At 56.4% G+C, this 17,928-nt stretch carries 19 protein-coding genes and 1 riboswitch; of the genes, 15 read left to right on the top strand and 4 right to left on the bottom strand.

The window, feature by feature from the left end; genetic code table 11:
• The first annotated feature begins 19 nt into the window (after positions 1 to 19).
• The 4 genes from Q1B21_RS16750 (at position 20) to trmB (ending at position 4,499) form a co-directional block, all read left to right on the top strand.
• Positions 20 to 907 (top strand): hemolysin family protein, encoded by an 888-nt coding sequence (locus Q1B21_RS16750; RefSeq protein ID WP_299082579.1) that lies wholly within the window; start codon positions 20 to 22, stop codon positions 905 to 907.
• Positions 904 to 2,409: an apolipoprotein N-acyltransferase gene (gene lnt / locus Q1B21_RS16745; RefSeq protein WP_299891109.1), complete on the top strand. Its 1,506-nt coding sequence runs from the start codon at positions 904 to 906 to the stop codon at positions 2,407 to 2,409. The genes Q1B21_RS16750 and lnt overlap by 4 nt, the downstream gene beginning before the upstream one ends.
• Positions 2,410 to 2,451: 42 nt before the next feature.
• Positions 2,452 to 2,500, top strand: a riboswitch (SAM-SAH riboswitch).
• A gap of 5 nt (positions 2,501 to 2,505) precedes the next feature.
• Positions 2,506 to 3,687 carry a methionine adenosyltransferase gene (gene metK, locus Q1B21_RS16740; protein ID WP_299082575.1) on the top strand — a complete coding sequence of 394 codons (1,182 nt, stop codon included), beginning with the start codon at positions 2,506 to 2,508 and terminating at the stop codon, positions 3,685 to 3,687.
• A 101-nt stretch (positions 3,688 to 3,788) separates the two neighbouring features.
• Positions 3,789 to 4,499: a tRNA (guanosine(46)-N7)-methyltransferase TrmB gene (trmB, locus tag Q1B21_RS16735; RefSeq protein WP_299891105.1), complete on the top strand. Its 711-nt coding sequence runs from the start codon at positions 3,789 to 3,791 to the stop codon at positions 4,497 to 4,499.
• Here the strand turns inward: trmB and Q1B21_RS16730 are convergent.
• Positions 4,496 to 5,302: a hypothetical protein gene (locus Q1B21_RS16730; protein ID WP_299891102.1), complete on the bottom strand. Its 807-nt coding sequence runs from the start codon at positions 5,300 to 5,302 to the stop codon at positions 4,496 to 4,498. The two genes, trmB and Q1B21_RS16730, sit on opposite strands and share 4 nt — an antisense overlap.
• Positions 5,303 to 5,496: 194 nt before the next feature.
• On the opposite strand from Q1B21_RS16730, the gene aroA reads away from it, so the two are divergent.
• The 11 genes from aroA (at position 5,497) to Q1B21_RS16675 (ending at position 15,831) form a co-directional block, all read left to right on the top strand.
• Complete coding sequence (aroA, locus tag Q1B21_RS16725; protein ID WP_299891099.1) at positions 5,497 to 6,843, top strand: 3-phosphoshikimate 1-carboxyvinyltransferase; 1,347 nt, start codon at positions 5,497 to 5,499, stop codon at positions 6,841 to 6,843.
• Positions 6,840 to 7,457, top strand: a complete 618-nt coding sequence (gene cmk, locus Q1B21_RS16720) for a (d)CMP kinase (RefSeq protein ID WP_299891096.1) — start codon at positions 6,840 to 6,842, stop codon at positions 7,455 to 7,457. The genes aroA and cmk overlap by 4 nt, the downstream gene beginning before the upstream one ends.
• Positions 7,458 to 7,729: 272 nt before the next feature.
• Positions 7,730 to 9,415, top strand: coding sequence for a tryptophan halogenase family protein (locus Q1B21_RS16715; RefSeq protein WP_299082565.1), 1,686 nt, complete (start codon positions 7,730 to 7,732; stop codon positions 9,413 to 9,415).
• Positions 9,416 to 9,621: 206 nt separating this feature from the next.
• Positions 9,622 to 9,945, top strand: coding sequence for a DUF6525 family protein (locus Q1B21_RS16710; protein WP_367277450.1), 324 nt, complete (start codon positions 9,622 to 9,624; stop codon positions 9,943 to 9,945).
• Positions 9,946 to 10,211: 266 nt separating this feature from the next.
• The gene (rpsA, locus tag Q1B21_RS16705) at positions 10,212 to 11,888 is read left to right on the top strand and encodes a 30S ribosomal protein S1 (protein ID WP_120634326.1); all 1,677 of its coding nucleotides are present in this window, start codon (positions 10,212 to 10,214) and stop codon (positions 11,886 to 11,888) included.
• Between the two features lie 270 nt (positions 11,889 to 12,158).
• Entirely contained in the window at positions 12,159 to 12,443 is a 285-nt protein-coding gene (gene ihfB / locus Q1B21_RS16700) for an integration host factor subunit beta (RefSeq protein ID WP_120634325.1), read from the top strand.
• Positions 12,444 to 12,450: 7 nt separating this feature from the next.
• Positions 12,451 to 12,801, top strand: coding sequence for a lipopolysaccharide assembly protein LapA domain-containing protein (locus tag Q1B21_RS16695; protein WP_299082561.1), 351 nt, complete (start codon positions 12,451 to 12,453; stop codon positions 12,799 to 12,801).
• Between the two features lie 9 nt (positions 12,802 to 12,810).
• Positions 12,811 to 13,455 carry a phosphoribosylanthranilate isomerase gene (locus tag Q1B21_RS16690; protein WP_299891089.1) on the top strand — a complete coding sequence of 215 codons (645 nt, stop codon included), beginning with the start codon at positions 12,811 to 12,813 and terminating at the stop codon, positions 13,453 to 13,455.
• Positions 13,456 to 13,501: 46 nt separating this feature from the next.
• A complete protein-coding gene (locus Q1B21_RS16685; RefSeq protein ID WP_299891085.1) occupies positions 13,502 to 13,837 on the top strand; it encodes a DUF3291 domain-containing protein in 336 nt (111 codons plus the stop codon).
• A gap of 67 nt (positions 13,838 to 13,904) precedes the next feature.
• Positions 13,905 to 15,152: a tryptophan synthase subunit beta gene (gene trpB / locus Q1B21_RS16680; RefSeq protein WP_299082539.1), complete on the top strand. Its 1,248-nt coding sequence runs from the start codon at positions 13,905 to 13,907 to the stop codon at positions 15,150 to 15,152.
• A 49-nt stretch (positions 15,153 to 15,201) separates the two neighbouring features.
• Positions 15,202 to 15,831 (top strand): class I SAM-dependent methyltransferase, encoded by a 630-nt coding sequence (locus Q1B21_RS16675; RefSeq protein ID WP_367277449.1) that lies wholly within the window; start codon positions 15,202 to 15,204, stop codon positions 15,829 to 15,831.
• A gap of 81 nt (positions 15,832 to 15,912) precedes the next feature.
• Here the strand turns inward: Q1B21_RS16675 and Q1B21_RS16670 are convergent, their stop codons facing one another.
• From Q1B21_RS16670 to Q1B21_RS16660, 3 genes are all read right to left on the bottom strand, one after another.
• Entirely contained in the window at positions 15,913 to 16,233 is a 321-nt protein-coding gene (locus Q1B21_RS16670; RefSeq protein ID WP_299891082.1) for an antibiotic biosynthesis monooxygenase, read from the bottom strand.
• Between the two features lie 85 nt (positions 16,234 to 16,318).
• Positions 16,319 to 16,696 (bottom strand): DUF2237 domain-containing protein, encoded by a 378-nt coding sequence (locus Q1B21_RS16665; protein ID WP_298936594.1) that lies wholly within the window; start codon positions 16,694 to 16,696, stop codon positions 16,319 to 16,321.
• 9 nt (positions 16,697 to 16,705) lie between these two features.
• Complete coding sequence (locus Q1B21_RS16660; RefSeq protein ID WP_299891079.1) at positions 16,706 to 17,869, bottom strand: serine hydrolase; 1,164 nt, start codon at positions 17,867 to 17,869, stop codon at positions 16,706 to 16,708.
• Between the last annotated feature and the right edge of the window lie 59 nt (positions 17,870 to 17,928).

Genomic DNA, 17,928 nt, shown 5'->3' with positions numbered 1-17,928 from the left:
GATCAACTGGAACAGGACAATGGGCGATACAGACGGCAGTTCTAGGGCGGCGCATAGCGCGCAACCGCAGAACACCAGTGAAGACATTAAAGAGAAAAACGGATTTTTTTCTTGGGTTTATGATGCGTTTTCCGGCCCGGCTGGGGAACAAAGCACTTCTGTAAACGGACATCAGGAAATGCCCAATCAACCCCGAGGTATGATCAATCTGCGCCGTATGCGGGTCGAGGATGTTGCAATCCCAACCGCTGAAATCGTGTCAGTATCGTCAACGATTGCCAAGGATGAGCTGGCGCAGGTGTTCCGTGACAGCGGTCTGTCGCGCATTCCGGTCTATGAGGGAACGTTGGACAATCCATTGGGTTTTGTCCACCTGAAGGACTTCGCGCTGACCCATGGGTTCAACGGCGGATCCACGCGGTTTGATCTGGTGTCCATGCTGCGAACCTTGCTGTTTGTGCCACCTTCGATGCCGATCGGTGTGTTGTTGACCAAGATGCAAACCGAGCGTCGTCATATGGCGTTGGTTATCGACGAGTATGGCGGTGTCGATGGCCTGTTGACGATCGAAGATCTGATTGAACAGGTCGTGGGTGAGATTGCCGACGAACATGACGCCGACGAAGATCAGCTTTGGATACAGGAAAAACCGGGCTGTTATGTTGTTCAGGCACGTGCACCTCTTGAGGATTTTGAGGCTGAGATTGGCCGTTCTTTGACCAGCCATGAAGATGTGGACGAAGAAGAAATAGATACGCTGGGTGGTTTGGTGTTTATGCTGTCTGGTCGCGTTCCGGCCAGGGGCGAAGTCGTCTTGCACCCCGAGGGCCCCGAGTTTGAAGTCGTCGAAGCCGACCCACGCCGCATAAAACGGCTGCGTGTCATGCTTCCGGATATCGCTGCATGAATCCTATCCAGCGCTGGCCATTTTGGCTGAAGCTTTTGGTTGTAGCCTTGTTGGGTGCGTTCGGCGCTTTTGGGCTGGCACCTTTCGACTATTGGATAGCGACTCTGGTGGTGCTCATACTGATTGCCCCCTTGTTTTTGGCCTGCGAGACCCGCAGCCGGGCGGCGATGCTGGGCTGGGTTTTTGCGACCGGATATTTCGCACACGCACTAAGCTGGATCATGGAACCCTTTCAGGTCGATGCTGAACGGCACGCGTGGATGGCGCCGTTTGCCCTGATTTTCATGGCGGGGGGGCTGGCACTGTTTTGGGCGCTGGCTTTCTGGGTTTCACGGCGCGGAAATGCATCGGCACTAACGCAAGGCGTGATGCTTGCCGCGGCGCTTTCGCTGGTCGAGCTTGGGCGCGGCTATCTTTTGACCGGTTTCCCGTGGGCCGGCGTTGCGCAAATCTGGGTTGATACACCTGTTGCCCAGCTGTTGTCGTTGATCGGGCCTTATGGGTTGGGGGCGCTGACATTTGCGGCAACTTTGCCTTTGGGCGCGGCTTTGTCGGAAAAAAGGTCCGTGCGTCACGCGATGTTTCCGGCTGCCTTTGTTTTGGGATGCGCGGTGTTTGCGCTTGGTTATTCTGCATTGCGGCCGCCCGTGATGTTGAGTGACAACACTGTACGTCTTGTGCAACCCAACGCGCCGCAGCATCAAAAGTGGGATCCTGATTACGCGCCATTGTTTTTTGCCCGGCAAATAGAATTCACGGCAAGCCAACCCCGGCCAGACTTGATCATATGGCCAGAAACCTCGGTGCCGGCTTGGTTGGGAAGCGCTCAGCCGTATCTGACTGCGATCGCTGATGCCGCGCAGGGAACGCCCGTGGTATTGGGTGTTCAGCGTGGCGATGGTCCGCGGATCTACAATTCGATGATCTATTTGGACGAAAAGGGCCAACAGCGCGGGCTATACGACAAACATCATCTGGCTCCGTTCGGCGAATATGTTCCCTTGGGGGATCTGATGGCTCGCTTGGGTGTTTTTGGCCTCGCGACTACGACGGGCAATGGGTTCAGCGCGGGGCCAGGGCCGGCGTTACTGGATGTCGGCAAATTGGGTCGAGCTGTGCCCCTGATTTGTTATGAGGCTGTGTTCCCGCAGGACGTCAACGGGGCGCCAGATAGGGCGGATTTCTTGCTGCAGATAACCAATGATGCCTGGTTCGGAACGCGTTCTGGGCCCTATCAGCATTTGGCGCAAGCGCAGATGAGAGCGATAGAGCAGGGCCTCCCGATGATGCGATCGGCCAATACGGGGGTGTCTGCGATGATTGATCCGCTGGGTCGGATCACCGAGGCTCTTCCTTTGGGGCAGGCGGGGTATGTCGATGCGGTATTGCCTGAACCGCAGGCTAGGACGATTTATTCGTGGATTGGGGATAGCCCGGTTCTAATCGCGTTGCTGTTTCTGGTTGCGGTGCTGTGGCGCCGCACTTGGCACGCCTCACAGTAGTTTTCGATTGACCCTTTTGGTCAATGCGCGTATCCGATCCTTCGCCTGTCACAACGGCTTCCTGACGTGACGGAGACATCTCAATGGAGCACTTTTATGTCCCGACAGAACTACACATTTACTTCGGAATCCGTTTCCGAAGGGCATCCCGATAAGGTCTGTGATCGTATTTCCGATGCCGTCCTTGACGCATTTCTGAATGAAGAACCCGAAGCACGTGTTGCGTGCGAAACCTTTGCCACGACCGATCGTGTCGTCATTGGCGGAGAAGTAGGTCTGTCTGATCAGGAAAAGCTGCATGACTACATGGGCCGCATCGAAGAGATTGCACGCGCCTGTGTTAAAGATATTGGCTATGAGCAGGACAAGTTTCACCACGAAACAGTCGAGGTGACAAACCTGCTGCATGAACAATCTGCGCATATCGCGCAGGGTGTTGATGCATCTGATGACAAAGAAGAAGGTGCCGGTGACCAAGGTATTATGTTCGGTTACGCAACAACCGAAACGCCCGCTTTGATGCCAGCGCCTATCCAGTATTCGCATGCGATTCTGCGGCGTCTGGCGGAGGTCCGCAAAAACGGTACCGAGCCTACATTGGGGCCGGACGCGAAGTCGCAGCTTTCAGTGATTTACCGTGACGGTAGGCCCGTTGGCATCAGTTCGATCGTGTTGTCGACCCAACACCTGGACGAAGCTTTGACCTCGGACGACATTCGCCAGATTGTTCAGCCCTACATCACCGACACACTGCCAGAAGGTTGGGTGACTGCCGATACAGAGTGGCATGTGAACCCGACCGGTAAGTTCGTAATTGGCGGTCCCGACGGCGACGCTGGCCTGACGGGCCGCAAGATTATTGTCGACACCTACGGTGGTGCGGCGCCGCATGGCGGGGGCGCATTCTCGGGCAAAGATCCGACCAAAGTGGACCGGTCAGCTGCTTATGCTGCTCGCTATCTGGCGAAGAACGTGGTCGCTGCGGGTATGGCCGAACGTTGCACCATTCAGCTGAGCTATGCGATTGGCGTTTCCAAGCCGCTGTCAATCTATGCAGATACGCATGGCACAGGTCAGATCGCTGATGCGCAGATAGAAAACGCGATTGGACAGGTGATGGACCTGACCCCTCGTGGTATCCGCCAGCATCTGCAGTTGAACAAACCCATTTACGAGCGCACGGCCGCCTACGGGCATTTCGGCCGCGAACCCGATGCAGATGGCGGATTCAGCTGGGAACGTACCGATTTGGCAGATGCGCTGAAGCAAGCTGTCTGACCCAAAAAGAAAAGCGCGCCGACATAGGCGCGCTTTTTCATTTGACAGAGTGCCGGTCACACCCTTGCAACGCTGCTGACCCCGCAGTATGGCCTCGGGCCATGAGCTCTAAGACCCCGCAACGCCCCCGCAGAAACTTCTATGGCCGCTTCAAGGGCAAAACCCTAAAGCCCAGCCAGAAGACATATCTGAACGAAGACCTTGCCGCCCTCTCGCCCGGCGCTGTGGATTGGGACAGCAATCCCGAGCGTGCCCCGCTTGACCTAAACGGTCTTTTCGACAGTAAACCCGTTTGGCTAGAGATTGGGTTTGGCGGTGGTGAGCACCTGGTCCATCAGGCTGCACACAACCCCGACATCGGAATCATTGGGGCAGAACCTTACATTAACGGCGTCGCAATGTTGCTGGGCAAAATTCGTCGGGCAGGCGTCGAAAACCTGGCCGTACATCCCGGGGACGTGCGCGACCTGTTTGACGTTTTGCCGGATGCCAGCATCTCGCGCGCATTTCTTCTTTACCCCGATCCATGGCCCAAGACACGTCACCATCGTCGCCGGTTTGTCACGCCTGAACATTTGGAGCCGCTGGCGCGCGTGCTGAAGCCGGGTTCGATATTCCGGGTCGCCACAGACATTCCCGACTACGTCCGTCAGACGCTCGAAGAGGTTCCGCGCGCAGGGTTCGAATGGTTGGCAGAACGCCCCGCCGACTGGCGCGAACCTTGGGATGACTGGATTTCCACCCGCTACGAACAAAAGGCCCTACGCGAGGGGCGTACACCGCATTACCTGACGTTTCGCCGCGCCGGTTAACTGTCGTTTAGCTTCTGGAACACGCGGCTTTTGGCAAACCAGGCGATCCCAAAGGCCCAAAGCGCGATTGCCTCGACAAAGAAGGTCAGGTTCAGGCTGTCCCACCAGATCAAAAAGCCTGGACCGCCGATTTTGCCTTTGAAGAACAGCAGCGCGACACATGCCAGAATGATTAGGCCGCAAATGCTGTAGAGCTGGTTGCGCTGGCGTTTGCTTTCGATCATCACGCCGTTTCTTTCATGCCGTTCCGGAACCACCCGTTTCAACACAAACAGACAATAAAGCGCGAGGTAGATGAACAAGATGCCAGCCGCGACCAGATGCCAGTTACTGGCGGTGCTGAACAGGTTGAAGAACTCTTGATCGCTCGCCTCAGTCACGGTTATGGGGGCGCCGTTTGTCACTTCAACAAAAACGCGGGACAGGAATTTATCTCGTCCTTCACATCCCGTGCCCAACGTTGGAACCGAGGCCACTATAAAGGCGCCCACACCAGCCACCGTGCTTAGCCTGTCCTCTATGAACATCTCGCCGGTATAGGCGACCAAAAACCCTCCGATGAAATAGAGCAGGCCAACAAAGATCGGTCCAAGAAACTGTGCATAATAGAAATGACTGATGCTGTCGCGAAAGCAGCTTCCGCCAAAGATGGCCCCGGCAGCCAGAATGACTGGCAGGCCGAATGCAACCAGACCTACAAGAAACGCCAGCCTTTTTTCGATATCGCTTTCGGGTTGGTGCGGGTCGGTTGGCTGAAAAAGTGTTCTGGGACCTCTGGCCAGCAGGGATGGAGCATCGGTCATAATTTAGTCCTTCAACTGTTTACTGAGTTAAAATCGATAAAGATCAATGCTGAGATTTTACCCCAAAAACCGTTTTTTTTCTACTGCCAGGACAGGCTTTTCACCTGAGCAGAGATTTACAAAGCCTTTGAGGCTGGACCAAACTTGGCCAATTCGCTAATCGGCTTGAGAATGGTAGCGCAAAAGGAGCCCCCATGTCCGGACACGGCACGCCCATCCCGATGACCTCTCATCCCTGCGGACCGCTGGCCGGCACGGCTGAGGTGCCTGGCGACAAGTCGATTTCGCACCGGTCCCTGATACTTGGCGCGATGGCTGTGGGCGAGACCAAGATCTCGGGCTTGCTGGAGGGCGAGGACGTTCTGGACACGGCAAAAGCCATGCGCGCCTTTGGGGCCGAAGTTACGGACCACGGCAACGGCGAATGGACGGTGCATGGTGTCGGTGTTGGCGGGTTTGCCGAGCCTGATCAGGTTATCGACTGCGGAAACTCCGGTACCGGTGTGCGCCTGATCATGGGCGCAATGGCAACCTGTCCGATATCGGCAACGTTCACCGGCGATGCCAGCCTGAACAAACGCCCCATGGCGCGTGTCACCGACCCGCTGGCTTTGTTTGGAACGCAATCAGTTGGGCGTTCGGGTGGACGACTTCCCATGACCATCGTAGGTGCGGCTGAACCGGTTCCCGTGCGCTACGAAGTGCCCGTTCCTTCTGCTCAGGTGAAGTCTGCAGTTCTGCTGGCGGGTTTGAATGCCCCGGGCAAGACTGTGGTGATCGAAAAAGAGGCCACCCGAGACCATTCCGAACGGATGTTGGCTGGGTTTGGCGCAGAAATCACCGTCGAGGACACCGACGAAGGCCGTGTGATTACCTTGACGGGGCGTCCTGAACTGAAACCGCAAGTGATTGCGGTGCCGCGTGACCCGTCCAGCGCAGCATTCCCCGTTTGCGCGGCCTTGATCACCCCCGGTTCCGACGTTCTGATCCCCGGAATTGGCCTGAACCCGACCCGCGCCGGGTTGTTTGCCACGCTGCGCGACATGGGCGCGAATTTGACATATGAAAACGAACGCGAAGAGGGCGGCGAGCCAGTTGCCGATTTGCGCGCGCGCTATTCGCCGGACATGAGGGGCATCACGGTTCCACCAGAACGCGCCGCGTCGATGATTGACGAATACCCGGTGCTGTCGGTGGTTGCGGCGAATGCCACCGGCACGACGATGATGGGCGGCGTAAAAGAGTTGCGCGTCAAGGAAAGCGACCGGATCGACGCGATGGCGCGTGGTTTGCGAGCTAATGGCGTGACCGTGGACGAGGGCGACGATTGGTGGTCTGTCGATGGTCTGGGCATTGGTGGCGTTATCGGCGGCGGGACATGTGAGAGCTTTCTGGATCACCGTATCGCGATGTCTTTCATGGTGATGGGCATGGGGGCCAAAACCCCGGTATCCGTCGATGATGGAGGCCCGATAGCCACATCATTCCCGATCTTCGAGCCGCTGATGGCCGCGCTGGGCGCCAAGGTCCAACGCACGTGAGCTTTACAATTGCCATCGACGGCCCGGCCGCGGCTGGCAAGGGAACGATATCCAAAGCCATTGCTGCGCATTTTGGGTTTGCGCATCTGGACACAGGGTTGCTGTATCGCGCGGTTGGACGGCGCACTTTGCAAGGGCTCGACCCTGTCGAAGCGGCGCAGGCTTTGACCGCCGAGGAGCTAGCGCAAGGCGATCTGCGGACAGCTGAGATTGCGCAAGCGGCATCCAAAGTCGCGGTTATTCCCGAAGTCCGGGCCGCATTGGTTGATTTTCAGCGCGCTTTTGCCCGCCGCGCGGGTGGCGCCGTTTTGGACGGGCGGGACATCGGGACCGTCATTTGCCCGAATGCCGATGTCAAACTTTTTGTGACCGCCAGCGCCGAAGTTCGGGCCGAACGCCGGTTTCTTGAGTTGGAGGAAAAAGGCGCTGATGTGACGCGGGATCAGGTTCTTGCGGATGTGCGTGAACGGGATGCACGGGATTCTGAACGCAGTACTGCGCCGATGAAGCCAGCAGATGACGCCGCTCTGCTAGACACATCGGAGTTGAGCATCAACGCCGCCCTGGCAAAGGCCATCGAGATCATTGAACAGGTACAACACACAGCTCGTTGAGGTCCCAAACCTGAGTTGTGACGTGCCGGACTACAATTCTCCGACACCGTCTTTTGATTTCTAAGGGACGCACTTTTGTGCGGCGCCGAGGGCGTGGGGTCTGTCACTGCTGATCGCAGGACCGGACGTGCATGCAGGCCAGAGTGTCATCGACCCTAGCTGGACGCAGGAAAGTTGGTATAGTTTCGTACAGCAATAAGGGAAAGCTTCCGCACAAGCCCCAAAAAGGGGAGGGAGCTAAACAATTCCCAAGCCAACAGGGACAGAACAACATGAATAATCGTTTGCGCAAAATCACAATTGTGGGCGGCGGGACGGCGGGTTGGATGACCGCGCTGATCCTTGAGATGGTGCTCTCCCGCACGTCGGCGCCTAAGGATCGCCCACGCATCTGCCTGATCGAGAGCCCAAATATCGCCACCGTGGGTGTAGGTGAGGCGACAGTGCCGCGCATGCCGGTCACACTCCGTCAGGCGGGCATTTCAGAGCGGGATTTTTTCCGCGAGACCAACGCGTCATTCAAGCTGGGTGTGAAGTTTTGCAATTGGAACAAGGATGCCAAGGGCAATCGCATTGACTACGTGAACCCCTTTGCCCACGGCCAGATGCTAGAGGGGTTGGAGGCCGCCGAGTATTTCTTGCGCTTTGGTAATGGGGATCGCGATTTTACGCAGTCCATCTCGCCGCATGACGATCTGGCCCGCCTTTGCAAAGGCGCGCGACCTTTGGGTCAGCCTGAATTTGAGCAGCGATTTGGCTACGCGTATCATCTGGATGCGGTGAAATTTGCAGGCATGCTGACCAAGGTTTGCACCAAGCGTGGTGTGGAGCATATCCAGGACGAGGTGAAATCGGTTGAGCTGGATGAACAGGGCAATGTCAGCCATTTGATGTTGGAGCGCAACGGCCGCCATGACATCGAGATGGTCATAGATTGTACCGGGTTCCGCGGGTTGATCATCAATCAGGCACTTGGCGAGCCGTTTATGGACTACTCGGATTATCTACCCAACGATCGCGCCTTGGCGTTGCAGATCGAGCATCCCGACCCTGAGAAGATCGAAAGTCTTACACGGTCTACCGCACTTGGCGCAGGTTGGACGTGGCGGGTGCCACTCTATAACCGTGTGGGCACGGGCTATGTGTTCTCATCCGCTCATCGTACGGATGATCAGGCGGCAGATGAATACCTTGAGTGGCTGGGTGACAGCGGCAAGGGCGCGACGCCGCGCGTGATACCGATGCGCATTGGGCGTGTGCGCAATGCCTGGGTCAAAAACTGTCTGGCGATCGGTCTGTCCGGCGGTTTCATTGAGCCATTGGAAAGCACTGCGATCCATATGGTTGATCATGCGGTGCGCTGGTTCGCCGAGCACTTGCCCACGCGGGACATCGCGCCGTCCCTGCGGACAAGATATAATCGGCAGATGAACAACCTCTATGACGAGGTTCTGGATTTTATCTGTCTGCACTATCGATTGGGCAATCGCACGGACGATCAATATTGGATCGACGCACGCACCGAGATGAAGATACCGGATCGGTTGGCCGAGAACTTGGAATTGTGGCAGCACCGCCTGCCCTTGGAAAATGACATCGAGTTCGCCACGCTGTTTAACTTCCGCGTTTATCAGACGGTTCTTTTGGGCAAGCAGGTCTATGACACGGGCTATGGTACTGGCATCCGAGATCGTCTGAGACCATTGAAGAAACCGATTTGGTTCCATTGGTGGAAGGGCGCGAAAGTGGACCTTGCGCAGATACTCAAAACGATGCCGGATCATAAAACGCTGCTGCGCGATATCCGAGGGGAGTTGAAGCAACCAGCCTGTGGCATGGCGGCGGCGATGAAACCGACGGTGGCGATGCCGGGCGTGGTGCCAGCACCTGTGGCCATCCAGAACATGCCTAACTTCGCCGAAATCCAAAGTGGCGCGAAGGATTTGCAACTCTTCTAAAAGTTCATTGCGCTCCGTTCGGAGCGTTTTCTGAGGCAAAGATGGGGGCGGGGTATAAAATCTCCGCCTTCAGCATGAACTGATAGAAAATTTGGTAAAAAGGCGAGGAAGCCCAAGTAATCGCAGGGGATACCATCTGCGTCGATGAGAGGTGTGATGACCCTTGATCACGCCGAAAACGAAATATAATAACATATCCTAAATCGATGCCGAAAAGAGATATGTTAATGCCAGCTGCAATCGCTTCTTCACGTGACTTATGGCGTGGACGTCGACCCGGCCGAAACCTTCGTAGCCACCTGAAGCGCAGAAGGCGTCAAGGTCGCGCGATGCAGGCCTACGATACACTTCCGTCAACGTTACGACACTGGTTGGCCGAAGCTTGCCTGCCCTGGAGCCCCGCATCGGCACTGAAAATCTGGGAAAAAGCCGGAGGGGATCGCAATCCAGAGGCGGCGCTAGCACGGCTGGACGCGATCGAGCGGTCAATGCTGTGCCGAGATGCACGTATCTGGGAGGTGAATGCCTAAACCAATCAGGCGGGCGAATTCCTTGTAACCCATACAGCGCAGGGCTTTGCACTTGCACAATCCCGTCAAACGGCCTATACGCGCGCTGTCACGACAAGGGCGGTCAACGTCCGGATGACGTATCTGAGCAGGGCCGGGTTACCTCGGCCCTTTGTGTTTGTGTAATCGGATACGCCCGGGATCACGTCTGGTGGCATCATGAAACAAGACCGGCGGAGACAACCGCTCGGCCAGTAAAAACGTATTGTAAAGGAAAACACTGCCAGATGGCTGATACAACCATGGAGGAATTCGAAGCCCTCCTGAACGAAAGCTTCGAAATGGACACGCCCGAAGAGGGTTCTGTTGTTAAAGGCAAGGTTCTCGCGATCGAAGCGGGCCAGGCCATCATCGACGTCGGCTACAAAATGGAAGGCCGCGTTGATCTGAAAGAATTCGCAAACCCCGGCGAAGCCCCTGAAATCGCTGTTGGTGACGAGGTAGAAGTTTACCTGCGCGCCGCAGAAAACGCCCGTGGCGAAGCCGTCATCTCTCGTGAGATGGCCCGCCGTGAAGAGGCATGGGACCGTCTGGAAAAAGCATATGCCGACGATCAGCGCGTCGAAGGTGCAATCTTTGGCCGCGTCAAAGGTGGCTTCACCGTCGATCTGGGTGGCGCAGTTGCGTTCCTGCCCGGTTCGCAGGTTGATGTTCGCCCCGTGCGTGACGCAGGCCCGCTGATGGGTCTGAAGCAGCCGTTCCAGATTCTGAAAATGGACCGCCGCCGTGGCAACATCGTTGTTTCGCGTCGCGCAATCCTGGAAGAATCACGTGCCGAACAGCGCGCTGAAGTTATCGGCAACCTGACCGAAGGTCAGACCGTCGAAGGCGTGGTCAAGAACATCACCGAATACGGTGCATTTGTTGACCTTGGCGGCGTTGACGGCCTGCTGCATGTCACCGATATGGCGTGGCGTCGTGTGAACCACCCGTCCGAGATCTTGACGATTGGCGAGACCATCAACGTACAGGTCATCAAGATCAACAAGGAAACTCACCGTATCAGCCTGGGCATGAAGCAGCTGCAGGACGATCCGTGGGATCTGGTTGCTGCCAAGTACCCGCTCAGCTCGGTCCATCAGGGTCGCGTTACCAACATCACCGACTACGGCGCGTTCGTCGAGCTGGAAGCTGGTGTCGAAGGTCTGGTACACGTGTCCGAGATGTCCTGGACCAAGAAAAACGTCCACCCCGGCAAAATCGTTTCGACCAGCCAGGAAGTTGACGTTATGGTTCTGGAAATCGACGGTGCGAAGCGCCGCGTTTCCCTGGGCCTCAAGCAGACTCAGCGCAACCCGTGGGAAGTATTTGCAGAAACACACCCCGAGGGCACCGAGGTCGAAGGCGAAGTCAAGAACATCACCGAATTCGGTCTGTTCATCGGCCTCGAAGGCGACATCGACGGCATGGTTCACCTGTCGGACCTGTCCTGGGACGAGCGTGGCGAGGATGCCATCCAGAACTACCACAAGAACGACGTGGTACAGGCTGTTGTGTCTGAAGTGGATGTCGAGAAAGAGCGTATCTCGCTGTCGATCAAAGCCCTTGGCGGTGACAAGTTCGCCGAAGCCGTGGGCGGCGTGAAGCGTGGCTCGATCATCACCGTCGAAGTTACTGCGATCGAAGATGGCGGCATCGAGGTGGAATACGAAGGTATGAAGTCCTTCATCCGCCGTTCCGATCTGTCGCGTGACCGCGCCGAACAGCGCCCCGAGCGCTTCTCGGTCGGTAACAAGATCGACGTCCGCGTCACCAATGTTGATAGCAAGACCCGTCGTCTTGGCCTGTCGATCAAGGCACGCGAAATCGCCGAAGAGAAAGAGGCCGTCGAACAGTACGGTTCTTCCGACTCGGGCGCGTCGCTGGGCGACATTCTGGGCGCAGCGCTGAAATCTGGCGACTAAGCTAGGCAGCGTCTTGAAGACAAATTCTCGGCCCCGCGCAGCAGCGCGGGGCCGTTTTTGTTGCGAATCAATATGTTCTGAAATCTCGGCTTAACTTGGGTATCATTCACGTATTACGTGTGGAAATACCGCCGACCGGCAAAGATTCGCGTGAGTTTGAGCAAAAATGATCCTCTGAGGTGAAGACTTTACGTTCCCCCGTTCCGGGTTTTTTCCTATACTGTCAGAACAATAGACATGTTAAACCGGCCGCCTGGGAGGGTATCACGTATGATCCGTTCAGAATTGATTCAAAAAATCGCCGACGAAAACCCGCATCTCTATCAGCGCGATGTCGAGCGGATCGTGAATACCGTTTTTGAAGAAGTCACAGATTCCATGGCGCGGGGCGACCGAGTCGAACTGCGCGGGTTTGGCGCGTTTTCCGTTAAGAAACGGGACGCCCGCGTTGGCCGTAATCCTCGGACAGGGGAAACCGTTCAGGTCGAAGAAAAATGTGTACCTTTTTTTAAGACTGGCAAGTTGCTCAGGGATCGATTGAACGGTAAAGCCTGACGTCATGATGCGTTATCTTCGATATGCTTTTCTGGCGGTGCTTGGAATCATCCTGATTTCAGTGTCGTTGGCAAATGTTCAGTCAGTGGAACTGAAACTGATGCCTGACGCTCTGGCTGAGCTTTTGGGCTTTAACCTGGCAACATCCTTACCGCTGTTTGTGGTGGTTCTGGGTGGTGTGGTTGCCGGTCTTGTCATCGGCTTCCTTTGGGAATGGCTGCGCGAACATAAGCATCGTCGCGACGCAACCGCCAAGAAAAGTGAAGTGCGCAAGCTTGAGCGCGAAGTCAAAAAGCTCAAGAAAAAGCAGAATGAAGGTCAGGACGACGTTCTGGCGCTGCTGGACGAGGCTAGCTGAGGCCGCTCAATGCCCGATGATGTAAAGCTCAAAATTTGCGGTCTGACCGCACCCGAACATGTGCGTGCTGCGTTAGAGGCCGGGGCTGGCTATGTTGGGTTTGTCTTCTTCCCGAAATCGCCACGACATCTTCAATTGCAAACCGCAGCCGACCTGGCGCAATTGGTTCCTGCCGGAGTCGCAAAGGTCGCGTTGGTGGTGAATGCGACAGATGAAGACCTGGACCGCATCGTCTCGACGGTCCCTTTGGACATGTTGCAGCTGCATGGCAAGGAAAGCCCCGACCGTGTGGCTGAGATACGAGAGCGTTTTGGACTTCCGGTGATGAAGGCCATCGGCATCGCAGAGGCTGAAGATTTAACGGCCATTGATCTGTACTCCGAAGTGGCCGATCAGTTGCTGGTCGATGCTAAACCGCCCCGCAACTCGGAATTGCCGGGGGGCAATGGTCTGGCATTTGATTGGCGATTGCTGGCCGGGCGAAAATACTGGCGGCGGCCGTGGATGCTGGCCGGCGGATTGACGCCTGACAACGTAGCCGAGGCGGTTCGAATGACCGGTGCGCGGCAGGTCGATGTTTCGTCTGGCGTGGAAAGCGCGCCGGGCGTCAAAGACGTTGGCCTGATCAGCGCTTTTGCAGCGGCTCTAAAGTGATCTGACCCAAACTGCCCCGCGTATCCCTTGAACAGGGGGGATCATGATGCTGGCGGCGATCGGCGGTTTGTCTTTGAAACACTGGTACTCTGCACCCCAGTTCTACTGGCGGGCCAATCTGGCTCTGCGCCAGGCGCAGAACGATCAGCTGTGTATGCATGCTGAAGTTTTTCGTCAGGACGCACTTTATTTCTCGCTGAGTGTTTGGCGTGATGCCGAAGCGATGCGGGCATACGCGCAATCCGGCCCGCACCTGCGCGTGATGCTGGCCGCAAACCGCCTGGCACAGGTGAACAGGTTCTTTCATTTTGAATGCAGCGAGATTCCGTCTGCGGAACTGGCCTTACGCTATTGGTGTCAGCATATTCGCGCTGCGGAATGATGCGTTTTGCGATGGCAAATCCTGCCGTCACCTCCTATGAACAACACGTACGACGAGGGAGTCACCCATGGCCAACGATCTTTTCAATTCCTTCATGTCCGGTCCAGACGAGCAGGGGCGCTTCGGCATTTTTGGCGGGCGGTTCGTAAGCGAAACGCTGATGCCGCTGATCCTGTCACTGGAAGAAGAGTATGAGAAGGCCAAGGACGACGCGACATTCTGGGCCGAGATGGATGATCTCTGGGCCAACTATGTGGGCCGCCCCTCACCACTGTATTTCGCCGAACGCCTGACCGATCATCTGGGTGGTGCGAAAATTTACCTTAAGCGCGATGAGCTAAACCATACGGGCGCCCACAAGATCAACAATGTGCTTGGTCAGATCATCTTGGCGCGTCGCATGGGTAAGACCCGGATCATTGCTGAAACGGGCGCCGGGCAGCACGGAGTGGCAACGGCCACGGTCTGCGCCAAATTTGGTCTGAAATGCGTGGTATATATGGGCGCGCATGATGTGCAGCGCCAAGCACCAAACGTGTTCCGCATGCGCTTGCTGGGGGCCGAGGTGATTCCGGTAACCTCGGGCCGTGGGACGCTGAAAGATGCAATGAACGATGCGCTGCGCGATTGGGTCACCAACGTGCGTGACACGTTCTATTGCATCGGCACAGTGGCTGGCCCGCACCCTTATCCGGCGATGGTTCGCGATTTCCAATCGATCATCGGCAAGGAAGCCAAGGAACAGATGCATCGGGCCGAAGGCCGTCTGCCTGACACGATCATTGCCGCCATCGGTGGCGGGTCGAACGCGATGGGCCTGTTTTATCCGTTCTTGGACGACAAATCCGTGAACATCATTGGCGTTGAAGCAGGTGGCAAAGGCGTTAACGAAAAGATGGAGCACTGCGCTTCGCTGACAGGGGGGCGTCCAGGGGTTCTGCATGGCAACAGAACCTATCTTTTGCAGGACGATGATGGCCAGATTCTCGAGGGATATTCGATCTCGGCCGGTCTGGACTATCCGGGCATCGGGCCAGAGCATTCGTGGCTGCATGAAATTGGCCGTGCGCAATATGTCTCGATCACCGATGTCGAGGCGCTGGAGGCATTCCAGCTGTGCTGTGCGACCGAAGGCATTATCCCGGCCTTGGAACCCAGCCACGCCCTTGCCCATGTGATGAAAATCGCGCCTGAACTGCCAAAGGATCACATCATCTGCATGAACATGTGTGGACGCGGTGATAAGGATGTGCAGACGGTTGCCAAGTACCTGAACTTTGACATGTCGGATACCGAAGGACGTTCCGCCGGCTGAGCCCATCCGGGCTTTGCCCTCCGGTGCGTTTCGTGCCAGGCTTTGTGGCATGGGCGATTCCTCCTCATCATTCCCTGCGCGGCTTGACCAGAAATATGACGCCGCCGCCCACAGGTGGGCGGACAAGATGCGGCTGCTTGGCTACTTCGACGCGTATTTAGGATTTCTCTCGAGGGGGTCGCCTGAGCACCTTGGTTACAATGCACTGGACGTCGGGTGCGGTACTGGCGCCTTTGCCGAAGCGCGCACAGTAATACGCTCTGAGGGTCGGGTCACCTTGATGGAACCCTCCGACAAGATGCTGATGCGTGCGGAGCAGGCGTTGGGTCGTAGGGGCATAGCTACGGAAACAGCTAGAACAAGGTTGGAGGATTTTCGGTCAACCGACCCCTTTGATTGCGTGTTGGCCGCACATGTTTTGGAACACTGCCAAGATCCAATATTGGCACTGCGCCAAATGCGCGATTTGGCGGCCCCAACTGCCAAGCTCTGGCTCGTTGTCAGTAAGCCGCACTGGTGCAACGCAATCATTTGGTTTCAATGGCGGCACCGCTCATACAGGCCGGAAAAGGTTGCTGAGATGCTCGCAGAATCAGGTTGGCTTCTGGAAGCGCAGCACAGTTTCCCGACCGGCCCGCCGTCGCGTACGTCTCGGGGATATTTGGCCAGAGCGGTTTAAGCACCTGAGCGGCTTGTTTTGGTGGTTTTGATTGAAAACTAACAATCCCATAACCAGTCCCGTTCGGCTTTCAGGACCTTGTCAGCCTTCGTGCAGGACGGTTTCGAACCCTTCGAACTGCGGTGGACCCATCAGGGCGGATTGGGTGTTGCTGTTCCCGGCGTTTCTATGCGCATCGCGGAACTGTTCCGATTTGGTCCATGCCTCGAAATCTTCGCGGCGGTCCCAGATGACATGGCTGGAGTAAAGGCGATAACCGTCCCCTTCCGGCCCTTTCAGCAAACGGAATTCCTGAAGCCCAGGCAGTTCGTTCAGGCGGCTCTGACGCTCTTTCCAGACGTTTTCGAAATCTGCTTCGCTGCCCAGACGGACCTTGAAGCGGTTCATAGCAATAAAGCTCATGTCAAACCTCATTCGTTCATCATTTAGGCTGGCTGAAAAGAATGTTGGCTGGCTATGGGCCATAGAGAATATTCTGAACCAGGCGTCAATCCACGTTGACCGAGTGTTGCTGCAGAATGGTCAGCGGCACAATGTCCAATGCGCGCTTATGGGTGGCCTCCAGATGCACTTTGGGCGCGCACCCTTCGTCATGGGCCTGCAGAAATCGGCTGGCGCACAGGCACCAACTGTCATCGGGGTTGAGGCCGGCAAAATCGAACTCGGGCCTGGGTGTGCTCAGGTCATTGCCGACATATTTTGAAAACGCCAAGAACTCGGCAGTCATGACGGCGCACACGGTATGGCTGCCTTGATCTTCGGGGCAGGTGTTGCAGGCCCCATCCCGAAAGAAACCCGTCAGCGGATCGCGAGAGCAGGGGGCCAACACACCCCCCAGTACGTTTACACTGTCTTGCTTTTGCATAGATGCATCTTACAGGTTTCGGGCGATATTGCGGAACATTTCGATATTCTGATTGTTTACACCCGGCTCACGGAATTTTCGATCCGCCCCGGTTGAGACGATCAGCACACCGCGAGGTTGATCAAAGTAAATGTATTGCCCATAGACACCGCGGGCCAGGAACTCTCCATCTTGCGCGCCAACCGGTATCCACCATTGATAGCCATAACCTGTCTGGTCAGGTTTGGTTGGTGCGCTGGCTCGCGTAGCCTCGGCGATCCATTCTGCTGGCACAAGTTGTTGCCCGTTATGGGCGCCATTTTGTAGGATCATTTGCCCGAAACGAGCAAAATCTCGGGTAGTAAAGTTCAATCCGCCCAGCACAAATGCCACTCCAGCCCCGTCAGTGATGTAGTAACCATCGCGTTCGAGGCCGAGTGGCTCAGTGATCTTTTCGGTCAACAGCTCGGACACGCTGCGCCCGGTTGCGCCGCGGATCACCATGCCAATCACATGAGTGTCGATCGACACGTATTGCCAGGTTTCGCCCGGGTTCGCGAAGCTGTCCTGCAACGAGGCTGCAAAATCATCCAGCTCTCCACCCAGCGCGACGACACGGCCCATACGGTTGATGTCTGATTTCGGATCCAGGTAGTCTTCGTCAAAGGTGACGCCGCTGGCCATGTTCAGCACATTTCGGATCGTTGCGTCTTCGTAAGCGCTGCCGTTTAACTGAGGAGCGTAATCGACGACCCGATCGTCCAGCGACGCGATCGCGCCTTCGTCTATCAGAACCCCGAGCAGGGCCGACAGATAGCTTTTGGCAACTGACCACGAGATCCGCCGGTCTTCGGGCGAAGTGCCTAAGTAGTATTCTTCGAACCGAATGCGCCCGTCCTGCATTATCAGCAAGGATGTGACGGATCGTTCATCAATCCAGGTATCGGTGCCTTCGGGTAGCTCAAAGCCTGCACCATATGACAGCTCGGACGTCGGGGCATTGCCGCGCGGCAAATCAACTGTCAGGAAAGCCTCGTTCATATGCGAAAAGTTGTGGACAATCTTTTCTTCGGAGAACAGCGAGTTCACAGCCATCAGGCGCTGTATCTCTTCGCGTTTCCAAGCACCGACAACAACTGCGGCCAGCACCAATGCCAGAACAATCCGCAGCAGCCACTTGATAACCGTTCTCATATGATGCCTCCCTCTTCGCTCAGCATTGGAACGCGAGACAGTTCAATCCGCAATCAAGA

This window comes from uncultured Ruegeria sp., assembly GCF_947504215.1.
GTDB lineage: Bacteria > Pseudomonadota > Alphaproteobacteria > Rhodobacterales > Rhodobacteraceae > Ruegeria.
Note: the sequence above shows the minus strand (reverse complement) of the source record. Positions and strands in the feature narration are given on the sequence as shown.

Bases quoted from the DNA above. Each gene is read 5' to 3' on its own strand.
- aroA (WP_299891099.1), top strand. From the start codon at position 5,497: ATGTCCGGACACGGCACGCCCATCCCGATGACCTCTCATCCCTGCGGA.
- ihfB (WP_120634325.1), top strand. From the start codon at position 12,159: ATGATCCGTTCAGAATTGATTCAAAAAATCGCCGACGAAAACCCGCAT.
- Q1B21_RS16750 (WP_299082579.1), top strand. From the start codon at position 20: ATGGGCGATACAGACGGCAGTTCTAGGGCGGCGCATAGCGCGCAACCG.
- Q1B21_RS16715 (WP_299082565.1), top strand. From the start codon at position 7,730: ATGAATAATCGTTTGCGCAAAATCACAATTGTGGGCGGCGGGACGGCG.
- Q1B21_RS16695 (WP_299082561.1), top strand. From the start codon at position 12,451: ATGCGTTATCTTCGATATGCTTTTCTGGCGGTGCTTGGAATCATCCTG.
- rpsA (WP_120634326.1), top strand. From the start codon at position 10,212: ATGGCTGATACAACCATGGAGGAATTCGAAGCCCTCCTGAACGAAAGC.
- Q1B21_RS16660 (WP_299891079.1), bottom strand. From the start codon at position 17,869: ATGAGAACGGTTATCAAGTGGCTGCTGCGGATTGTTCTGGCATTGGTG.
- Q1B21_RS16665 (WP_298936594.1), bottom strand. From the start codon at position 16,696: ATGCAAAAGCAAGACAGTGTAAACGTACTGGGGGGTGTGTTGGCCCCC.
- metK (WP_299082575.1), top strand. From the start codon at position 2,506: ATGTCCCGACAGAACTACACATTTACTTCGGAATCCGTTTCCGAAGGG.
- trmB (WP_299891105.1), top strand. From the start codon at position 3,789: ATGAGCTCTAAGACCCCGCAACGCCCCCGCAGAAACTTCTATGGCCGC.
- Q1B21_RS16685 (WP_299891085.1), top strand. From the start codon at position 13,502: ATGCTGGCGGCGATCGGCGGTTTGTCTTTGAAACACTGGTACTCTGCA.
- Q1B21_RS16730 (WP_299891102.1), bottom strand. From the start codon at position 5,302: ATGACCGATGCTCCATCCCTGCTGGCCAGAGGTCCCAGAACACTTTTT.
- trpB (WP_299082539.1), top strand. From the start codon at position 13,905: ATGGCCAACGATCTTTTCAATTCCTTCATGTCCGGTCCAGACGAGCAG.
- Q1B21_RS16675 (WP_367277449.1), top strand. From the start codon at position 15,202: ATGGGCGATTCCTCCTCATCATTCCCTGCGCGGCTTGACCAGAAATAT.
- Q1B21_RS16670 (WP_299891082.1), bottom strand. From the start codon at position 16,233: ATGAGCTTTATTGCTATGAACCGCTTCAAGGTCCGTCTGGGCAGCGAA.
- Q1B21_RS16690 (WP_299891089.1), top strand. From the start codon at position 12,811: ATGCCCGATGATGTAAAGCTCAAAATTTGCGGTCTGACCGCACCCGAA.
- Q1B21_RS16710 (WP_367277450.1), top strand. From the start codon at position 9,622: ATGCCGAAAAGAGATATGTTAATGCCAGCTGCAATCGCTTCTTCACGT.
- lnt (WP_299891109.1), top strand. From the start codon at position 904: ATGAATCCTATCCAGCGCTGGCCATTTTGGCTGAAGCTTTTGGTTGTA.